At 65.3% G+C, this 19,219-nt stretch carries 19 protein-coding genes; 18 read left to right on the forward strand and 1 reads right to left on the reverse strand.

Features of this window, described 5'->3' with window-relative positions; translation table 11 throughout:
* The first annotated feature begins 1 nt into the window (after position 1).
* The 11 genes from sdhA (at position 2) to ybgF (ending at position 8,737) form a co-directional block, all read left to right on the forward strand.
* Positions 2-1,780: a succinate dehydrogenase flavoprotein subunit gene (gene sdhA / locus B2R83_RS20175; protein WP_292044389.1), complete on the forward strand. Its 1,779-nt coding sequence runs from the start codon at positions 2-4 to the stop codon at positions 1,778-1,780.
* A 52-nt stretch (positions 1,781-1,832) separates the two neighbouring features.
* Positions 1,833-2,543, forward strand: coding sequence for a succinate dehydrogenase iron-sulfur subunit (locus tag B2R83_RS20180; protein ID WP_292044390.1), 711 nt, complete (start codon positions 1,833-1,835; stop codon positions 2,541-2,543).
* A gap of 231 nt (positions 2,544-2,774) precedes the next feature.
* Complete coding sequence (locus B2R83_RS20185) at positions 2,775-3,065, forward strand: succinate dehydrogenase assembly factor 2 (protein WP_292044391.1); 291 nt, start codon at positions 2,775-2,777, stop codon at positions 3,063-3,065.
* Positions 3,066-3,128: 63 nt separating this feature from the next.
* Positions 3,129-4,430, forward strand: coding sequence for a citrate synthase (gltA, locus tag B2R83_RS20190; RefSeq protein ID WP_027866797.1), 1,302 nt, complete (start codon positions 3,129-3,131; stop codon positions 4,428-4,430).
* A gap of 98 nt (positions 4,431-4,528) precedes the next feature.
* Complete coding sequence (locus tag B2R83_RS20195) at positions 4,529-4,912, forward strand: hypothetical protein (protein WP_292044392.1); 384 nt, start codon at positions 4,529-4,531, stop codon at positions 4,910-4,912.
* 8 nt (positions 4,913-4,920) lie between these two features.
* The gene (locus tag B2R83_RS20200) at positions 4,921-5,511 is read left to right on the forward strand and encodes a GIY-YIG nuclease family protein (RefSeq protein ID WP_292044393.1); all 591 of its coding nucleotides are present in this window, start codon (positions 4,921-4,923) and stop codon (positions 5,509-5,511) included.
* A 25-nt stretch (positions 5,512-5,536) separates the two neighbouring features.
* Positions 5,537-5,944, forward strand: coding sequence for a GFA family protein (locus B2R83_RS20205; protein WP_292044395.1), 408 nt, complete (start codon positions 5,537-5,539; stop codon positions 5,942-5,944).
* Between the two features lie 98 nt (positions 5,945-6,042).
* Complete coding sequence (locus tag B2R83_RS20210; RefSeq protein WP_292044397.1) at positions 6,043-6,921, forward strand: PhzF family phenazine biosynthesis protein; 879 nt, start codon at positions 6,043-6,045, stop codon at positions 6,919-6,921.
* 39 nt (positions 6,922-6,960) lie between these two features.
* The gene (locus B2R83_RS20215; protein WP_292044399.1) at positions 6,961-7,494 is read left to right on the forward strand and encodes a DinB family protein; all 534 of its coding nucleotides are present in this window, start codon (positions 6,961-6,963) and stop codon (positions 7,492-7,494) included.
* Positions 7,495-7,620: 126 nt separating this feature from the next.
* Positions 7,621-7,983 (forward strand): excalibur calcium-binding domain-containing protein, encoded by a 363-nt coding sequence (locus B2R83_RS20220; RefSeq protein ID WP_292044400.1) that lies wholly within the window; start codon positions 7,621-7,623, stop codon positions 7,981-7,983.
* 31 nt (positions 7,984-8,014) lie between these two features.
* Entirely contained in the window at positions 8,015-8,737 is a 723-nt protein-coding gene (gene ybgF / locus B2R83_RS20225) for a tol-pal system protein YbgF (RefSeq protein ID WP_292044402.1), read from the forward strand.
* A 141-nt stretch (positions 8,738-8,878) separates the two neighbouring features.
* Here ybgF and B2R83_RS20230 read toward each other — a convergent pair whose 3' ends face one another.
* On the reverse strand, positions 8,879-10,123 hold the full coding sequence (locus B2R83_RS20230; protein ID WP_292044404.1) for a b-glycosidase: 1,245 nt from the start codon (positions 10,121-10,123) through the stop codon (positions 8,879-8,881).
* A gap of 147 nt (positions 10,124-10,270) precedes the next feature.
* Here B2R83_RS20230 and B2R83_RS20235 point away from each other — a divergent pair, with 147 nt between their 5' ends.
* The 7 genes from B2R83_RS20235 (at position 10,271) to B2R83_RS20265 (ending at position 19,196) form a co-directional block, all read left to right on the forward strand.
* Positions 10,271-10,627 carry a hypothetical protein gene (locus B2R83_RS20235; protein WP_209589047.1) on the forward strand — a complete coding sequence of 119 codons (357 nt, stop codon included), beginning with the start codon at positions 10,271-10,273 and terminating at the stop codon, positions 10,625-10,627.
* Positions 10,628-10,706: 79 nt separating this feature from the next.
* On the forward strand, positions 10,707-12,683 hold the full coding sequence (locus tag B2R83_RS20240; protein ID WP_292044405.1) for a TonB-dependent receptor: 1,977 nt from the start codon (positions 10,707-10,709) through the stop codon (positions 12,681-12,683).
* A gap of 72 nt (positions 12,684-12,755) precedes the next feature.
* Positions 12,756-13,142, forward strand: coding sequence for a hypothetical protein (locus B2R83_RS20245; protein WP_292044406.1), 387 nt, complete (start codon positions 12,756-12,758; stop codon positions 13,140-13,142).
* 76 nt (positions 13,143-13,218) lie between these two features.
* Positions 13,219-14,427 (forward strand): TolC family protein, encoded by a 1,209-nt coding sequence (locus B2R83_RS20250; RefSeq protein WP_292044407.1) that lies wholly within the window; start codon positions 13,219-13,221, stop codon positions 14,425-14,427.
* The gene (locus tag B2R83_RS20255; protein ID WP_292044408.1) at positions 14,424-14,978 is read left to right on the forward strand and encodes a hypothetical protein; all 555 of its coding nucleotides are present in this window, start codon (positions 14,424-14,426) and stop codon (positions 14,976-14,978) included. The genes B2R83_RS20250 and B2R83_RS20255 overlap by 4 nt, the downstream gene beginning before the upstream one ends.
* Before the next feature lie 2 nt (positions 14,979-14,980).
* On the forward strand, positions 14,981-16,090 hold the full coding sequence (locus B2R83_RS20260) for an efflux RND transporter periplasmic adaptor subunit (RefSeq protein ID WP_292044409.1): 1,110 nt from the start codon (positions 14,981-14,983) through the stop codon (positions 16,088-16,090).
* A gap of 7 nt (positions 16,091-16,097) precedes the next feature.
* Entirely contained in the window at positions 16,098-19,196 is a 3,099-nt protein-coding gene (locus B2R83_RS20265) for an efflux RND transporter permease subunit (RefSeq protein WP_292044410.1), read from the forward strand.
* Positions 19,197-19,219: the final 23 nt, after the last annotated feature.

The raw sequence follows: 19,219 nt of genomic DNA on the forward strand, positions 1-19,219 counted from the left end.
CGTGGCAGCAATCAAAACTGCAATCCCTACCCGCCGCTTTGACGCGGTCATCGTTGGCGCCGGTGGTTCCGGCATGCGCGCATCGCTGCAACTGGCCGAAGCCGGCCTGAACGTCGCGGTGCTGTCGAAAGTGTTCCCGACCCGTTCGCACACCGTGGCTGCCCAGGGCGGCATCGGTGCTTCGCTGGGCAACATGAGCGAAGACGACTGGTACTGGCACATGTTCGACACCGTCAAGGGTGGCGATTACCTGGGCGACCAGGATGCAATCGAATTCATGTGCCGCGAAGCCCCGAAGGTCGTGTACGAACTCGAACACTTCGGCATGCCTTTCGACCGCAACCCGGACGGCACCATCTACCAGCGTCCGTTCGGCGGCCATACCGCGAACTTCGGCGAGAAGCCGGTCCAGCGCGCCTGCGCCGCGGCCGACCGTACCGGCCACGCGCTGCTGCACACCCTGTACCAGCGTAACGTCCGTGCCCGCACCCACTTCTTCGTCGAGTGGATGGCCCTCGACCTGATCCGCGACGCCGACGGCGACGTGCTCGGCGTGCTGGCCCTGGAAATGGAAACCGGCGACGTGATGATCCTGGAAGCGAAGACCACCATCTTCGCCACCGGCGGCGCAGGCCGCATCTTCGCCGCATCGACCAACGCCTTCATCAACACCGGCGACGGCATGGGCATGGCGGCACGCGCCGGCCTGCCGCTGCAGGACATGGAGTTCTGGCAGTTCCACCCGACCGGCGTGTCCGGCGCGGGCGTCCTCATCACCGAGGGCGTGCGCGGCGAGGGCGGTATCCTGATCAACTCGAACGGCGAACGCTTCATGGAGCGCTATGCGCCGACCCTGAAGGACCTGGCGCCGCGCGACTTCGTCTCGCGTTCGATGGACCAGGAGATCAAGGAAGGCCGCGGCTGCGGTCCGAACAAGGATCACGTGCTGCTGGACCTGCGCCACATCGGCAAGGACACCATCGAGAAGCGCCTGCCGTCGATCCTGGAAATCGGCCACAAGTTCGCCAACGTCGACGCCACCAAGGAACCGATCCCGGTTGTCCCGACCATCCACTACCAGATGGGCGGCATCCCGACCAACATCCACGGCCAGGTCGTCGCACCTGACGGCCTTGGGGGCCAGAAGATCGTCAACGGCCTGTACGCGATCGGCGAATGCGCCTGCGTCTCGGTCCACGGCGCCAACCGCCTCGGCACCAACTCGCTGCTCGACCTGGTGGTCTTCGGCCGCGCGGCCGGCAACCACGTGGTCGCATCGAACCTGAAGCAGAAGGTCAACAAGCCGCTGCCGAAGGACGCCGCCGACTTCGGCATGGACCGCCTCAACCGCCTCGAGACCTCGACCGGCGGCGAAAAAGTGCAGGGCGTCGCCAACGACATCCGCGCCACCATGCAGAAATACTGCGGCGTGTTCCGTACCCAGGAACTGCTGGAGACGGGCGTCAAGGAAATCATGAAGCTGGATGAGCGCCGCAAGCACGTCTCGTTCAAGGACAAGTCGAAGGTGTTCAACACCGCCCGCGTGGAAGCGCTGGAACTCGACAACCTGATCGAGACCGCCAAGGCGACCATCGTGTCGGCAGCGGCGCGTCCGGAATCGCGCGGCGCCCACGCCCACAGCGACTTCCCGAACCGCGACGACGAGAACTGGATGAAGCACACCCTGTGGTTCTCGCAGAACAACCGTCTCGAGTACAAACCGGTCGTGCAGAAGCCGCTCACCGTCGACACCTTCAAGCCGAAGGCCCGTACTTTCTAATTTTTCGAAGGGCCGCGTTTTTAGATCGCGGCCCGATAAGACAGGTAAAAACATGGCACGCACCGTCCAACTGAAGATCTACCGCTACGATCCTGACAAGGATGCCAAGCCTTACATGCAAGACGTCACCGTCGAGCTGAAAGACACCGACAAGATGCTGCTCGACGCGCTGCAGCGCATCAAGTCCGACGTCGATGATTCGCTGGCGCTGCGCCGCTCCTGCCGCGAAGGCGTGTGCGGTTCGGACGCGATGAACATCAACGGCAAGAACGGCCTGGCCTGCACCACCAACCTGAACGAGCTGACCCAGCCGATTGTGCTGCGTCCTCTGCCGGGCCTGCCGGTGGTGCGCGACCTGATCGTCGACATGACCAACTTCTTCAAGCAGTACCACTCGATCAAGCCCTTCCTGATCAACGACTCGATCAAGCCGGAGAAAGAGCGCCTGCAGTCGCCGGAAGAGCGCGAAGAGCTCGACGGCCTGTACGAGTGCATCCTGTGCGCCTGCTGCTCGACCTCGTGCCCGTCGTTCTGGTGGAACCCGGACAAGTTCGTCGGCCCGGCCGGCCTGCTGCAGGCCTACCGCTTCATCGCCGACTCGCGCGACGAAGCCACCAACGAGCGCCTGGACAACCTGGAAGACCCGTACCGCCTGTTCCGCTGCCACTCGATCATGAACTGCACGGACGTGTGCCCGAAGGGCCTGAATCCGAACAAGGCGATCGGCAAGATCAAGGAACTGCTGGTCCGCCGCGCGATTTAAGGCGCGTTTCGACCCGCATACCTGCGTACCGCGTGGGCGGACAAGCCGCCCACCCTACGAGATCCACGATACCTGTAGGGTGGGCGGGGTAATTTCGGGCAATGTCCGGAATTACAAACGCCCACGCGGTACATTGCAGGCATCAAGCAATAATTCGCAGCATCGTTCAGTTAAAGATGCCGCAAATACAGTAAAAGTACCGTACTGCCTTATCCTGGCATGCGGAGTATGATGTTGACCCAACAACGGACTCAAGTGAAAACGCATCAATCCGACCCCGCGAACCGCGCCCGCCTGCGCTGGCGCTCCCGCCGCGGCCTGCTCGAGAACGATTTGATCCTCACGCGCTTCCTCGATGCGCATGAAGAAGAATTGAGCGACGAGGACGTCGATGCGCTGACCCGCTTGCTGGACCTGGCGGACAACCCGCTGATGGACCTGCTGCTGGGCCGTTCCGAGCCTGAAGGCGAGGTCGACCAGCCGCACGTGCGCGCCTTGCTGGCGCGCCTGCGGCAGGCGTAGTTCGAGACCTACAGCCAGAATTCGTATTTGTTTTTAGATCCACTCCCACAAGAAGGAAGTGCCATGAATATCTCTGATACCAAAGCCACCCTGTCGTTCTCCGACGGCAGCCCGTCGGTCGACATGCCGATCTACAAAGGCACCATCGGCCCGGACGTCATCGACATCCGCAAGCTGTACGGCCAGACCGGCAAGTTCACCTACGACCCTGGCTTCATGTCGACTGCCTCGTGCAACTCGAGCATCACCTACATCGACGGTGACAAGGGCGAACTGCTGTACCGCGGTTACCCGATCGAGCAGCTGGCCGTCAACTGCGACTTCCTGGAAACCTGCTACCTGCTGCTGAACGGCGAACTGCCGAACGCCGAACAGAAGGCCAAGTTCGACGACACCGTGACCCGTCACACGATGATTCACGAGCAGATGAACTTCTTCTTCCGCGGCTTCCGCCGCGACGCGCACCCGATGTCGGTCCTGGTCGGCACCGTCGGCGCGCTGGCCTCGTTCTACCACGACTCGCTCGACATCAACGATCCGAAGCAGCGCGAGATCTCGGCGATCCGCCTGATCGCCAAGCTGCCGACCCTGGTCGCGATGGCATACAAGTACTCGGTCGGCCAGCCGTTCATGTACCCGCGCAACGACCTGTCGTACAGCGCGAACTTCATGCACATGATGTTCGCCAACCCGTGCGAAGAGTACAAGGTCAACGACGTGCTGGTGCGCGCCCTGGACCGCATCCTGATCCTGCACGCCGACCACGAGCAGAACGCATCGACCTCGACCGTCCGCCTGGCCGGTTCGTCGGGCGCCAACCCGTTCGCCTGTATCGCTGCCGGTATCGCCTGCCTGTGGGGCCCGGCGCACGGCGGCGCCAACGAAGCCGCACTGACCATGCTGAAGGAAATCGGCTCGGTCGAGAACATCCCGGCCTTCATCGAGAAGGTCAAGGACAAGAACTCGGGCGTGAAGCTGATGGGCTTCGGTCACCGCGTCTACAAGAACTTCGACCCGCGCGCCAAGCTGATGCGCGAAACCTGCCACGAAGTGCTGAACGAGCTGGGCCTGCAGGACGACCCGCTGTTCAAGCTGGCGATGGAACTGGAAAAGATTGCGCTGAACGACGAATACTTTGTCTCGCGCAAGCTGTACCCGAACGTCGACTTCTACTCGGGCATCGTGCAGTCGGCCCTGGGCATCCCGGTCTCGCTGTTCACCGGTATCTTCGCGATGGCCCGTACCATCGGCTGGATCGCTCAGTGGAACGAAATGATCGCCGATCCGGAGCAGAAGATCGGTCGTCCGCGTCAGCTGTTCGTGGGTTCGCCGGTGCGTGATGTGCCGGGGATCGACAAGCGTTAATTCGTAAGCGACTCAACAGGAAAGCGGACTTCGGTCCGCTTTTCTTTTTGTGCCTTGCGAATGAATCCTCTGCCTGCTAACCCGTAGCTGGATGCGATATGATTGACAAAGAAGTAAAAAGACACTTGGATGAGGAGTACGGGATGACAATCGAGAGCGCACTCGAACGACTGGGCTGGCAGCTTGAGAAAACGAATAAATGGATAGCGGTAAGGGATGAGCGAGATGCGTTCCGAAGCGCATTTTCCACCGATCGGGTCGGCAAGTTGATCGGGTCCATGTTCTACGTTGTACCAAAAGATCTTCAAGCAGCTGTCGAACGTCAAATACTTATACTCGGTCTCCCGGTTGAGCGGCTTGCCTCAACGAGCGGCCGGGACAGGGAATATTGCGGTTTTGAGTCTGCAGGGCAGCAAGACGCAACGCTGCGTGCCTTCACCGAATGGCTCCATGGCGAGGTTCAAAAGCGAGTGCAGAAATGAGCCTGCGATTGAAGACGATCGCCGTCCTTCAGCAACGAGGGGAGCCGGTTACCTACCGAGAGCTTATCGACCTGCTGTGGGAGGCGCATTCGGATCTGAAACAGCATCTGGTTCAGCTGTATCAGTCTGAACAAAAAGCCCGGAAGGAAATGCGTATTCGCTTGGGCACGTTAGTGAAGGAATACCCGGACGTGTTCTCAGCCGCCATGAGCGATGGTTTCGTCCTGGTCGGCCTATCAGCTGGTCCGGACGAGTTGGACGACACCGATTTGGATGAAGCCGATCTTGCCGGGGATGAGGGAAAACCTGCTGTTTATTGGTATACCTTTCCTGCGTACCAATCCGCTAATAGTTCGTTTCCGATCAAGATTGGGCGTGGGATCGATCCGCTTGCCCGGATCAAAGCGCAGGTAACCGCGATGCCTGAGCAGCCAACGATTCTGGGGACGTACGAGCATCATGATCCAATCAGCCTGGAGCGCGCTCTGCATAGCGTCCTGATTCTGCGAGGAAAACGGAAGACGGATGCTCCCGGTGCAGAGTGGTTCATGACGACACCGGACGAGATCTCGGCCTTGATCCGAATGGTACTGGGATAAGCACTTGTAAAAGATAGGGGGCGGCATGATCAAGCAAGTCGGGCTAACAGTCATCCAGCCAAGGCATCGGGCGAACTGCCACTGTGGTGCAGTAGAACTCGAGCTCAGCCTCCCCAACGGTATCGAAAACCCGCGTCGCTGTGACTGCTCGATCTGCCGTCGAAAGGGCGCTATCGTCGCATCGGTTCCACTATCCGGCATCCGCATCGTGAAGGGCCACGAGGTGCTGAAGCTATACCAATTCAACACGATGACGGCGAAGCACTATTTTTGCTCCATCTGCGGCATCTACACGCACCACCAGCGGCGCTCCAACCCCGAACAATACGGGTACAACGTTGGCTGCCTCGAGGGAGTGAATCCTTTCGATCTTCGGGACATCCCGACCAATGATGGCGTCAACCACCCAGCCGACCGGACGCGATCACGATAACTGGTTTAGCGAGCTAGACCTGCACCTGGCTGCCCGGCTCACTCAAGCCCTTACGGTACACTCATTCGCACGCTTCATCATCAGTCAGGGGAGCCAGCATGACACGCCTACCGATCAAGACCGTCGACGTCTTCACCACTGTCCCGTTCAAGGGCAACCCGGTCGCCGTCGTGCAGGACGCCGCCAGCCTGTCGACCGGCCAGATGCAGCAGATCGCCCACTGGACCAACCTGTCCGAAACCACCTTTGTGCTGCCGCCGACGCAGCAGGGCGCCGACTACCAAGTCCGCATCTTCACGCCCGGCGGCGAGCTGCCGTTCGCAGGCCATCCGACGATCGGCACCGCGCATGCATTGATGGAAGCGGGCACCGTCCAGGCAAAGAACGGCATCCTGGTGCAGCAATGCGCCGCCGGACTGGTGAGCTTGACGGTCGAGCAGGAAGGGCAGGGCGCGCCCTGGATCTCGTTCGAGCTGCCCACGCCGAGCCTGACGGCGCTGGATGCCGCCCAGGCCGCCCAGCTGGAATCCATCCTCGGCGCAGACCTGGAAGTGAACGTCGTACCCTACCTGGTCGACGTCGGTGCGCGCTGGGTGATTGCCCAGCTGACGGGCGCGCGCGCGGTGCTGGCCTGCGAACCGGACCTGCAACGCATGAAGGCGCAGGACATCAAGGAGCGGCACACTGGCGTGGTCATCTTCGGTGCCCACGATCCGGGCAGTCCGGCGGGCATCGAAGTGCGCGCTTTTGCCCCGGCCCATGGCGTCAACGAGGATCCGGTGTGCGGCAGCGGCACCGGCGCCGTGGCGGCCTACCTGCGCCACACGGGGCAGCTCGGAACCTTCGGAAGCGAACTGCTGGCCACCCAGGGTGAAATGGTCGGACGCGCCGGCGTGCTCCGGCTCGCGATCTCGGACAAGGCGATCCGCGTCGGCGGCCATGCGCTCACTTGTATCGACGGCCTGCTATCCGTATGATCGCCGCTCCGAAACCGAACAAGCAGGAGACAGACAGGCATGCCGACCCGCGACGATATCGTCTTATTGGCGTCCTATAACGCGGTCATGAACGGCAGGCTGTATGCCGCCGCTGCGAGCTTGCCGAAGGACGTGCTGCTTGCCGACCGGGGCGCCTTCTTCGGCTCGATCATGGGCACCCTGAATCACATCGTTGCTGGAGACACCATCTGGCTGCGCCGCTTCATGGGGCATCCCTCGGCCTTCGCTTCCTTGCAAGCGATGGCCGACATGCCCGCGCCCACCGGCCTGGCCTACCGCTACAGCGACGACCTGCCTGTGCTGCACCAGCACCGCGTGCGGCTCGATGCGATCATCACGGCCTTCGCGGCAGAGGTGTCGGACCGTGACCTGGCCCAGCCTCTCTCGTACCGGAACGCACGCGGCGACAACCGGAAGCATTTCGGCAGCCTGCTGCTGCACTTCTTTAACCACCAAACCCATCACCGCGGCCAGGCCAGCACCCTGTTGTCGCAATCGGGCGTCGATATCGGCGTGACCGATTTGCTCGAATGGCTACCCGATCAGCATTAATGCCATTCCGTCCTCGGCTATTTCTTGCGCGAAACCCCATCACTCACTAATATCGAATCGGGTCACCAGGTATTCATGAGACTTGGTCGGGATGTTCGAGCGATTCGGATAGGGTGGAATGTGCAGATGAAGCCAATTCTTCGGCTGTTGGTCGCGCTGGGCGCTTCGGTATTCTCCCTTGGGGCCAGTGCCCATGGCGGCGGCCTGAATGCAGACGGTTGCCACGTCAACCGCAAGACCGGTGACTACCATTGCCACCGCAGCCCTGCAAGGCAGCCGATCGCCGCATCCTATGCCTCCGCCCAGGGCCTGGCGCCGCTGAAGACAGGCTCGCAGGGAGGCATGCGCAGCAGCGGTGCTTTTAAAAACTGCACGGAAGCGCGGGCGGCAGGCGCCGCGCCGGTACGCATCGGGGAGCCCGGCTATGGTCCCCACCTCGACCGCGACGGCGATGGCATCGGATGCGAGCCTTACCGTGGGCGGCGCTAGCCTTCGCCGGCGCGCCGCCGCAGCCCTTCTCTTGTTCGCTTGCCTGCCCCTGCATGCCGGGGCCGGACTGCTCGACGACGACGAAGCCCGCAAGGCCATCGTGGCGCTGGGCGCGAAGGTCGACACCAAGCTGCGCGACATCGATACGCAGATGCGCGATCTCCACGCGCGCATCGATACCAAGGGCGACAAGACGCTTGGCCTGGACATGCTGAACCAGCACGAGCAGACCATGCGCGAGCTGGCGAACCTGCGCGGGCAGATCGAGCTGCTGACCAACGAGATCGCCAACGCCCGGAAAAGCCAGAAAGACCTGTACGCCGATCTCGACGCGCGTGTCAGGAAGTTCGAATCGCGCCAGGAAGCAGCCGACGCGCTGTCGGCAGAAAAGCAATCCTACGAGACGGTGATGAACGCCCTCAAGGCGGGGGATTACAAGGAGGCCGCCGCCGGCCTGCAAGCTTTTCTGCGCCGCTTCCCGGATTCCGACCATGCTGCCGATGCCCGCTTCTGGCTAGGCAATGCCTATTTTTCCGTGGGCGACTACAGGAAGGCCATCGCGGCGCATCTGGACATGGTGGCGCGCCATGCCGACAGTGCCAACGCGCCGGAAGCGATGCTCAACATCGCCGCCAGCTTCTCCCAGTTGAACGACAAGAAGAACGCCAGGCAATCGCTGCAGCGGGTGATCGCGGCCCATGCAGGCTCGCCCGCGGCGAATGTCGCCAGGCAGCAACTGGCGCAGTTGAAGTAGCAACATCGGGGTCAGGTCTGACATTCAGACACGACCTCTGCTGTAATCCACGCTTCCACCGCGCTTCCAACTTCGGCTTGTTCGACCTTTACTGTTGAGTTTGTGTCCGAATGTCAGACCTGACCCCCAGGTGAACGAACTTCAAGCCCAGTCCTTGTCCGGCTGCACGTTGAGCCGCTGCGCCGCATCGACCACATCCTGCAGCTCCACCGGGTCGCTGAACGGATCCTCGTCCAGGCTGGTCACCCGGTTCAGCTCCTTCTGCCAGCGTCGCAGTTCCTCGACATAGGCCTGGTTCGGCACCCGCTTCAAGTCGCCGCACCCGTCGAGCACGTCGCAGATGCCGTTGCCGACCCACTCGCCGGTATGCCAGTCCGGCATGTCCACCGCCGGGAACAGGCAGACGCCCTGCAGGTCCATGCCGCGCCGCACCGCGGCCAGCGATTCTCCCATCACGTCGCGCAGCCAGTCCGGGCGCCCGTGTCCCAGGCCGCTGGTCTCGCCGATGATCATCGGCCTGCGGTAGCGCTGCCAGACGGTGTCGAGCATGTCGCACAGCGGCGCGATGCGCTCGTCGCCGGGTTCAAGAGGGGCGTGCGGGCCGCTCTCGCGGTATTCCATCTGGCCGAAGGAATACACGTTGGTGCCGACGATATCGAGGATCTCGGGCGAGCCGCCGAACTCCGGATGCTCGCGCCCGCAGATGATGTCCCAGGCCAGGAAGCTGTCGACATGGGTTTCGTAGCGCGCCGCTTCCTCCTGGTCGGGGCGGTCGCGCGGCGCCACCACCCGCACCAGCGGGTCGATGTGCACCATGCGCGCCTGCGGATTGACGTCGCGGATCGCCTTGACGCCGGCAATCGCCGCGCGGCACAGCGCCTCCAACAGGCGCGCCCGGTCCTCGCGGCTGCAGCGGTAGGGCGCGGCCCACCCCCATTCGCCGGCGCAAAAGGAAAAGAAGGTGATTTCGTTGATGGGCGTGAAGAAATGCGGACCGCGCAGCTTCGGCATCACGTATTCGGCGCAAGCGCGGCAATAGCGGGCGAAGCGCTCGGTGAAGGCGCTTGAGAACGGATCGAGGTCGTCCGGATAGCCGTAGTGGCACAGGTCCCAGATCGGCGTGATCTTCGAGGCGTTCATCGCCTCGATGTAGGGATCGATCATGGAAAAATCGTAGGCGCCGCCCCGGTCCACCAGCGGCCAGGGAATGCCTTCGCGCGCGACGGCGATGCCGAGGCTGGACAGGATGCGGTAATCCTCGGCGGCATGCCGGTCATGGCCGGTCTCGGCGACCAGGTTGCGCCGTACGCCATCCTTCCAGAGGAAATTCGAGCATTCGAAGCCGGACAGGAAGAAAGTGGGGAAGATGCCGGGATGCCGTGCCATGTGATCTCCTCGCTGAACGTGTTTACGCACGAGAACCTAGCACGCAATGCGCAGGCCGGTCGCCGCCCACGCTGTCAGCCGGCCCGCCATCCAGTTATAATGCCGTCCTTCAGCGCCACGTTCCACTTCGGCTCTTCGTACAGACAGATGGTCGCCAGCCTTCCACGCATCCGCTCCACCCGCTACCTCGTCGCATTCCTGCTGACGCTGGCGATGGTGTTTGCGCACTGGCAGGGGCTGGCGCACCGGATCGCGCATGCCACGCAGTATGCGTCCGTCGCGCTCGATACCGCCGTCAACGGTTCCGCGGCCTCGCACCAGAACACCGTCCCGCATTCCTGCATCGCCTTCGACGCCGCCACGGTCGCTCCCGCGCTGGATACCCCGGCCTGCACGATCGCCATCCTGCCCGCCGGCCGGGTACTCGCCCTGTGGACCGCCTTCGATTCCTGGCGTGCGCCGTTTACGCCTTACTTCTCTTCCCGCGCTCCTCCCGTCGCCTGATGTCCTGAACCGCTCGATGCGCCTGCGCCGCCCGTTTCGCGCAGGCGTGTCCGTCCGTTTTCGTTGTGAGGAATTCATCATGCACGTCCAGCGTACCATCCTGGCGAGCGCGGTATTGGCCGCACTCGCACCATTCTCGTTTGCCCAGACCACCGGCGAGCCCGTCGCGACCGTCGTCGTGACCGCCAGCCCCTTCAATGCCGCCGAAGGCGACCAGATCCTCACGCCGGCCAAGGTGCTGGCCGGCGACGAACTGCGCAGCAAGCTGGGAAGCTCGCTCGGCGACACCCTGAGCAATGAACTGGGCGTGTCGGCCTCGGCCTTCGGCGCCGGCGCCTCGCGCCCGATCATCCGCGGCCTGGAAGGCAACCGCGTCAAGGTGCTGGAAAACGGCATGTCGGTGTCCGACTTGTCCGGCCTGTCGAACGATCACGCCGTCACCGGCGAAGCGGCCACCGCGCGCCAGATCGAGATCCTGCGCGGCCCGGCGGCGCTGCTGTACGGCTCGGGCGCGATCGGCGGCCTGGTCAACGTCGTCAACGAACGCATCCCGATCGAGCTGCACGAGAAGCCGAGCGGCGTGCTGGAAAGCCGCTACAGAAGCGTCGACCACGGCCGCGCCGTGTCCTTCTCCGGCGACGCGGCGAGCGGCAAGGTCGCGCTGCACGTCGACGGCAGCGGACGCGACGCCGGCGACTATCACATCCCGGATGCGCCGGAGGGCGACACGCTGCCCAATTCTGCCCTGCGTCAGCACACCCTGGGCGCAGGCGCCTCGTATGTCGGAGAGCGCGGCTACTTCGGCGCCTCGGTCAGCTCGCTCAAGAAACATTACGGCATCCCGGGCGGCGAGGGCGCCAGGATCGACCTCGACCAGACCCGCTACGACCTCGACGGCCAGTTGAACGCGCCCATGGCGGGCTTCGAGAAGCTGCGCTTCAAGGCCGGCTATTCCGACTACGGCCACGTGGAGTTGAATAGCGAGGGCGGTCCGGAGACCATCTTCTCGAACCGTTCGACGGAAACACGCCTGGAGCTGACCCACAAGCCGCTCAAGGGCTGGGAAGGCAGCTTCGGCATCCAGACCGAGCACACCCGTTTTTCCGGCTTGAGCGCCGACAGCGGCGAGTCGGCGACGGTGCCGGTAACGGTGTCCGATACCCACGCCGCCTTCCTGGTCGAGCAGCGCCAGTTCGGCAAGACGCGCGTCAACGCCGGCGTGCGGGTCGAATCGGTGAAACGCGAGCCGGAAGGAGCCGCGCCGCGCCGCAGCTTTGACCTGCTGTCCTATTCGGCGGGCGCGATCTGGCCCCTGGCACGGGACTACACGGTCGGCGTGACCGCCTCGGTGGCGCAGCGTGCGCCGGGCACCGACGAGCTGTATTCGGGCGGCCCGCACGAATCGACCCTGACCTACGACATCGGCAACCCGAATTTCAAGAAGGAGACCTCGCGCAACCTGGAGATCTCGCTGCGCAAGGTCATCGGCCTGGTACGCTGGCAGGCGAACCTGTTCGAGAACCGCGTGCGCGACTTCATCTACGGCGAGGTCAACGACACCCTGCTGGACGACGAGGGCAACCCGGGCGACGAGCTGCGCGAGCGCATCTTCCGCCAGGCCGACGCCACGATCCGCGGCATGGAAGCCGAGATCAGCTACAACCGGCACCCGCATACGCAAGGCCTGTCGCTGCGCGCCTTCGGCGACCTGTCGCGCGGTTCGCTGGACGATGCGGGCAGCCTGCCGCTGCAGCCGGCCAAGCGCATCGGTCTTGAGGCAGGCTACCGCAAGGGTGCGCTGCGCGGCGGCGTGTCGGTGCTGCGCGCGCTCAAGCAGGAGCGCCTGGCCTCTTTCGAGACGACGCCGACTCCGGCCTACACCCAGCTGGACGCCAACCTGTCGTACACCCAGCGTTTGCGCAATGCGGACCTGACCTGGTTCATCATCGGCAAGAACCTGCTCGACGAGGACATCCGCATCTCGACCTCGGTCCTGAAGGATGTGGCGCCGCTGGCGGGACGGAACATCACCGTGGGCGTGCGCGGGGCGTTCTGATCGGCGTTTGCGGCCGGCACGATCCGGCCGGCCGGCACGCTGCTATAATCGGCGCATTCCCGAGGTGACCTCTTGCGCCGGTTCATTACCATCCTTTTGCTGCTCAGCCTTCCCCTGTATGGTTTCGCCATGCAGGGCGGCTTGCCGCAGGCCTACGGCGCCGGCGCGCTCGCGCACGCGGTGGCGCACGACGAGAACATCCTCCATCACCACCACGAAGACGACGGCTCGGTGCACTATGACGCCTCCGAAAAGTCGCTCGCCCATGCGCAGGACCACCACTCCTGCGCGCAACCAGCCGACCTGCTCCTTCCCGCGCTCATCGTGCCGCCCGAGCAGCTGCTGTCCAGCGTGGTCGTTCCCGCTGCCCAGTCGCTGCCGGAACCCTTCCTGGATGGGCCACGAAAACCACCCCGCCACGCCCCCGGCCACGCCGCCGGGGGAATGACGCACGCCTGACAGAACCCTTGGCGCGAGCTCCTCGCGCCCGTGCGCTTCCCTTCGGTCGATTTCGATACTCACCGATGGAGAACACATGTGCACCCGCCGCCTGTCCCTTTACCTTGTCGGTACCGCACTCGCCCTGCCATGCTGGGCGCTTGCGGCACCGCCAGTCACACTCAAACACGCCGTCGACAGCGCCTGGCAGCGCGTGCCCGACGCGCGCACGATCGAAGCACGCCAGCTTGAAGCCGCCGCGGCACGCGCGGGCGCCGCTTCCTGGCTCGCCACGGCGCCCACGCTCGGCCTGTCCCAGCGACGCGACGAGAGCGGATCGGAACGCGCCCAGCGCGAATCCGAGATGTCGGTCTCGTCCTCGTTCTGGCTCCCTGGCCAGAAGTCGGCCCGCGAAACGCTGGCCGCGCGCACGACGATCGAGGCAAACGCCCACCTGCTTGCAACCCGCCTGGCCGTGGCCGGGCTGGTGCGCGACCGGATGTGGGAAGCGGCTTCCGCCCAGGTCACGCTGGACGAAAAACAGGACCACCTGCACCACCTCAAAGGACTCGCCGACGAGGTAGGGCGGCGCGTGAAAGCCGGTGACCTGGCGCGCAGCGATGGACTGCTGGCTGACCAGGAAGTGCTGGCTGCACGCATCGAGGTCGGCAAGGCCCGCACCGCCGCCGCCGAGGCGCTGGCGCGCTTCCAGGTCCTGACCGGGTTGCCGGAACTGCCGGCGCTGGAGCCGGAGCCCCTGCGCGAAGCGGAGGCGCCTGCCAATACCCGCCTGCTTGCTGCCCAGGCGTCCGAGCAGCGCGCACGCGCGGCCCTGCGCCTGGCTGAAGCGAACCGTTCCGCGCCGCCCACCATCGCCCTGTCGGTGCGTCGCGAAGACGAACGCGGCTTGCGCGAACCGACACGCAGCCTCGGCGTGGCGCTGCAGATTCCGTTTGGGAGCGCCGCGCGGAACCGCAGCGTCGAGGCCCAGGCCCAGACCGCGATCGCCACCGCGGCCGCCGAAGCGGCCGAGGCGCAAGCCGCCAGCGCGGCCGAGCTCGCCATCGCCCGCGCACGCCTGGCGAATGCCGGCACGGCCCTGAACGATGCCGTCGCACGCGCCAAGGCCCTGCACGAACACACCGCGCTGTTCGAGAACGCCTTTCGCCAGGGCGAGCGCGGCCTGGCGGACCTGCTGCGCTCGCGCGCACTGACCCATGAAGCCGACGTCGCCGTGGCCCAGCAACAAGTCGCAGTCGGGCACGCCCATGCGCAACTCAATCAAGCATTAGGAATCCTTCCATGAAAATCCTGACCCTGTTCTTCGCCGCCATGCTGGCCATGTCGCCGGCACTGGCCGGGCCCGGCGCGCACGGACCGAACGGCGAACACCTCGACGCCCCGACGGCCGCCGCGGGCGCCGTGCTGCCGCGCGTCGAGACCTTTACCGAAGCCTTCGAGCTGGTAGGCCAGCTTACGAAAGGCGAACTGTCGATCATGATCGACCGCTTTGATACCAACGAGCCGGTCCTGAACGGCGTGCTGGAAGTCCAGTACAAGAACCTCAAGGCGAAAGCCAGCTTCCACGCCGACATGGGCGACTACGCGGTCGACGATCCGGCCTTGCTCGCCGCGATCTCCAAACCGGGCGCCCATCCGCTGCTGTTCACCCTGGTCGCGGGGGAGGAGAGCGACCTGCTGGAAGGGACCCTCCAGGTGACGCAAGCGCTTGATGAACTCGACCACGATCACGAACACTGGGCGTGGAGCCCGTGGCTGCTGGCGGCTGTCGCCGCCGTCGTCCTCCTCGCCACCGCATTCGTCGTGCGCCGCATGCGCCAACGCCAGGGAGCCTGAACATGAAACATCGCATTGCTATCGGCCTGCTCGCCGGCCTCTTCACGACTTCCCTGCTGGCCTCGCCGGGCGCGCACGGCCCCAATGGCGAACATCTCGACGAGAAGGCAGGCGGCACGCCGAGCGGCCTGGCGCGCCTGCCGGACGGCAGCGTCAACGTGCCCAAGCTGGCGCAGCGCCGCATGGGCGTGCGCACCCTGATGGTGAGGGAAGGCGAGCACGCGCGCACCGTCCAGCTCAACGGCCGCGCCGCCATCGACCCGAACGCGGGCGGCCGGGTGCAGGCGCCGTTCGCGGGACAGATCGCGCCGGGGCCGAAGGGCCTGCCGGTGCCTGGACAGCGCGTCGTGAAAGGGCAGGTGCTGGCGCGCCTGCGCCCGATCGGCGACGCCATCGAGCGCGGCAACCAGGCGGCCGAACTGGCCGGCCTGCGCGCCAACCGCACGCTGTTGGAACAGCGGCTCAAGCGCCTGGAATCGCTGGACGGCGTGGTGCCGGCCAAGGAAGTCGAGGCGGCCCGCGCCGAACTGGCGGCCAACGCCGGCCGCGAGCGCGCGGTGGCCAGGTCGATCGGCGGCGTGGAAAACCTCGTCGCACCGAGCAGCGGCATCATCGCCAGCGCCGCGGTGCTGAACGGCCAGATGGTGGACATGCGCGAGGTGCTGTTCGAGATCGTCGATCCGCAGCAGATGCTGGTCGAAGCCCTGGCGACGGACGCCGCGCTGGCGGGCAGGATCGGCAGCGCCAGCCTGCTCGACGTGGCCGATGTCCAGCTGACGCTGCTGGGAGGAGGGCGCAGCCTGCGCGAAGGCGCGGTGCCGCTGAACTTCCGGGCGCAGGGTAAGGCCCTCGACCTGGCGGTGGGACAACCGGTGACGGTACTGGCCAGGCTGAACACGACTGTGAAGGGCGTCGCCCTGCCCGCGTCGGCGCTGGCGCGCAACCAGGCCAACGAGACCGTGGTGTGGATCAAGTCCGGGGCCCAGCGCTTCATCGCGCTGCCGGTGGAGGCGACGCCGCTCGATGCCGGCACCGTGATCGTGACCCGCGGGCTGAGCCCCGACAACCGGGTCGTGGTCAAGGGCACCTCCCTGATCAACCAGATCCGGTAGGCGGCCTATGTTCAACGCTATCGTACGTTTCAGCCTGCGCAACCGCCTGTTCGTGCTGGCGGCGGCGCTGCTGCTGATGGTCTACGGGGCCTACACGGCCTCGCGCACTCCGGTGGACGTGTTCCCCGACCTGAACAAGCCGGTCGTCACCGTGCTGACCGAGGCCGGCGGCATGGCGCCCGAGGAAGTCGAGCAGCTGGTGTCCTTCCCGATCGAGACCTCGCTCAACGGCATGTCGGGCGTGACCCGGGTGCGCTCGGTGTCGGGCGTCGGCCTGTCCATCGTCTATGCCGAATTCGATTGGGGCACCGACGTCTACCGCAACCGCCAGCAGGTAGCGGAGCGCCTGGGCCTGGTGAAGGAAGGGCTGCCCGGCGATATCTCGCCGATGATGGGGCCGGTGTCGTCGATCATGGGCGAGATCATGCTGATCGCGCTGCCCATCGACGTGGCCCGGACCGATCCCATGAAGGCGCGCGAGTATGCCGACTTCGTGCTGCGTCCGCGCCTGCTGTCGATTCCGGGCGTGTCGCAGGTGATCCCGATCGGCGGCGAAGTACGCCAGCTGCGCGTGCAGCCCGACACTGCGCGCATGGCGCAGTTCGGGGTCTCGCTCGCGCAGGTAACGGATGCGCTGCGCGGCTTCGCCGCCAACACCAGCGGCGGCTTCATCGACCTGAACAACCGCGAGTACCTGATCCGCAACCTCGGGCGCACCACCCGCCTGGAAGACGTCAAGGGCCTGGCGGTGGCCTACCGCAACGGCACGCCGGTGCTGCTCGAGCAGGTCGCCAGCGTCGCCTACGCGCCGGCCTTCAAGCGCGGCGACGCCGGCATGAACGGCAAGCCGGCGGTGATCGTCAGCGTGCAGAAGCAGCCGATTGGGGACACGGTGCGCCTGACCCGCGACATCGAGGGCGCGCTGGCGGAGCTCAAGCAGGGCCTGCCGGCCGGGATCTCGCAGCCCGTGGTGCTGTTCCGCCAGGCGAACTTCATCGAGGCCGGCGTCGGCAACGTGGTGGAAGCCTTGCGCGACGGCGCCATCCTGGTGGCGATCGTGCTGTTCGCCTTCCTGCTGAGCGCGCGCACTACCCTGATCTCGCTGGTGGCGATCCCGCTGTCGCTGGCGGTGACGGCGCTGGTCTTCCACCTGCTGGGCCAGTCGATCAACGTGATGACCCTGGGCGGCCTGGCGATCGCGATCGGCGAGCTGGTGGACGATGCGGTGGTCGACGTCGAGAACATCCTGCGCCGCCTGAAGGAGCGCGACAAGACGGGGCACTCCGTGCTGGAGACGATCTGGCACGCCTCGGTGGAAGTGCGTTCCGGGATCGTCTACGCGACCGTGATCGTGGTGCTGGTGTCGATTCCGCTATTCGCGCTGCCGGGCATCGAGGGACGCCTGTTCGCGCCGCTCGGCATCGCCTACATCGTCTCGATCCTGGCCTCGATGCTGGTGTCGATGACGGTCACGCCGGTGCTGTCCTATTACCTGCTGCCGAAGATGAAGCGCCTGCATCGCGGCGACAGCCCGATCGTGCGCCGCCTGAAGGCCTGGGATACGGCGCTGCTCCACTGGTCGCTGCCGCGCACCCGCCCCGTGCTGGGTGCTGCAGCGGTGCTGGTGCTGGTGGCGGTCGCCTCGGTGCCTTTCTTCCCGCGTGCCTTCCTGCCGGCCTTCAACGAAGGCTCGCTGGTGATGGGCATGAGCTTCACGCCGGGCACCTCGCTGGCGGAGGCGAACCGCATGGGGACCCTGGCCGAGACCCTGATCGCGCAGGTGCCGGAAGTCGCCAAGGTCGGGCGCCGCACCGGCCGTGCCGAACTGGACGAGCATGCCGAGGGCGTGCACTCGTCCGAGATCGAGATCGACCTGAAGCCTTCGAAGCGCAGCCGCGAGGAGGTCATGGCGAGCATCCGCAACCAGCTCGCAGGCATCCCGGCCTCGATGGCGATCGGCCAGCCGATCTCGCACCGCCTGGATCACCTGCTGTCCGGCGTGCGCGCGCAGATCGCGGTGAAGATCTACGGCGACGACATCGACACCCTGCGCGGCCTGGCCGAAGACTTGCGCGGGCGCGTGGCCGGCATTCCGGGCCTGGTCGACCTGTCGGTCGAGCGCCAGGTCCTGATCCCGCAGGTGAAGCTGCGCATCGACTACCGCAAGGCGGCCCAGCACGGCCTGGCCGCGGGCGAGGTGCTGCAGGCGCTGCAGTCGCTGTCGGAAGGCACGCGCGTCACCCAGGTGATCGACGGCGCGCGCCGCTACGACCTGGTGCTGCGCCTGGCCGACGCCGACCGCTCGCCGCAGGACCTGGGGCGCATCATGCTCGGCACACCGGCGGGCCCGATTCCGCTGTCGAGCGTGGCCACGGTGGAAGAGGGCGATGGCCCCAACCAGATCGGACGCGAGAACGGGCGCCGCCGCATCGTCGTGTATGCGAACACGGACGGCTCCAACATGTCGCACATCATCGAGGACGTGCGCCAGGCGGTGGATAGAACCCGGCTGCCGGGCGGCTACTTCGTCAGCGTGGAAGGGCAGTTCCAGGCGCAGGAGCAGTCGCAGCGCCTGATCGCGGCCCTGGCGCTCGGCTCGCTGCTCATGATCTTCCTGGTGCTGTATTCGCGCTACCGCTCATCAAGACTGGCGCTCATCATCATGGGGAACATCCCGTTCGCCCTGGTCGGCAGCGTGATCGCGATGTGGATCGCGGGCGTGTCGCTGTCGGTGGCCTCGATGGTCGGCTTCATCACGCTGGCCGGCATCGCCACGCGCAACGGCATCCTCAAGATCAGCCACTACATCAACCTGTGCAAGTTCGAGGGCGAGTCCTTTGGATGGCCGATGATCGTGCGCGGCTCGATCGAGCGCCTGACGCCGGTCCTGATGACGGCGCTGGTGGCCGCCTTCGCGCTCACCCCGCTGCTGCTGGCGGCGGATGCGCCGGGCAAGGAGATCCTGCATCCGGTGGCGGTGGTGATCTTCGGTGGCCTGATCAGCTCCACCTTGCTCGATACGCTGCTGACGCCGCTCATCTTCTGGAAGCTCGGACGGCGTCCCCTGGAGCGCCTGCTGGCGGAGAAGGGCGGCGATAGCTATTGATTCACGGGCCCGGTGGCGGCGCC

It is taken from the genome of Massilia sp. UBA6681 (genome assembly GCF_002454935.1).
GTDB classification, from domain to species: domain Bacteria; phylum Pseudomonadota; class Gammaproteobacteria; order Burkholderiales; family Burkholderiaceae_D; genus Telluria; species Telluria varians.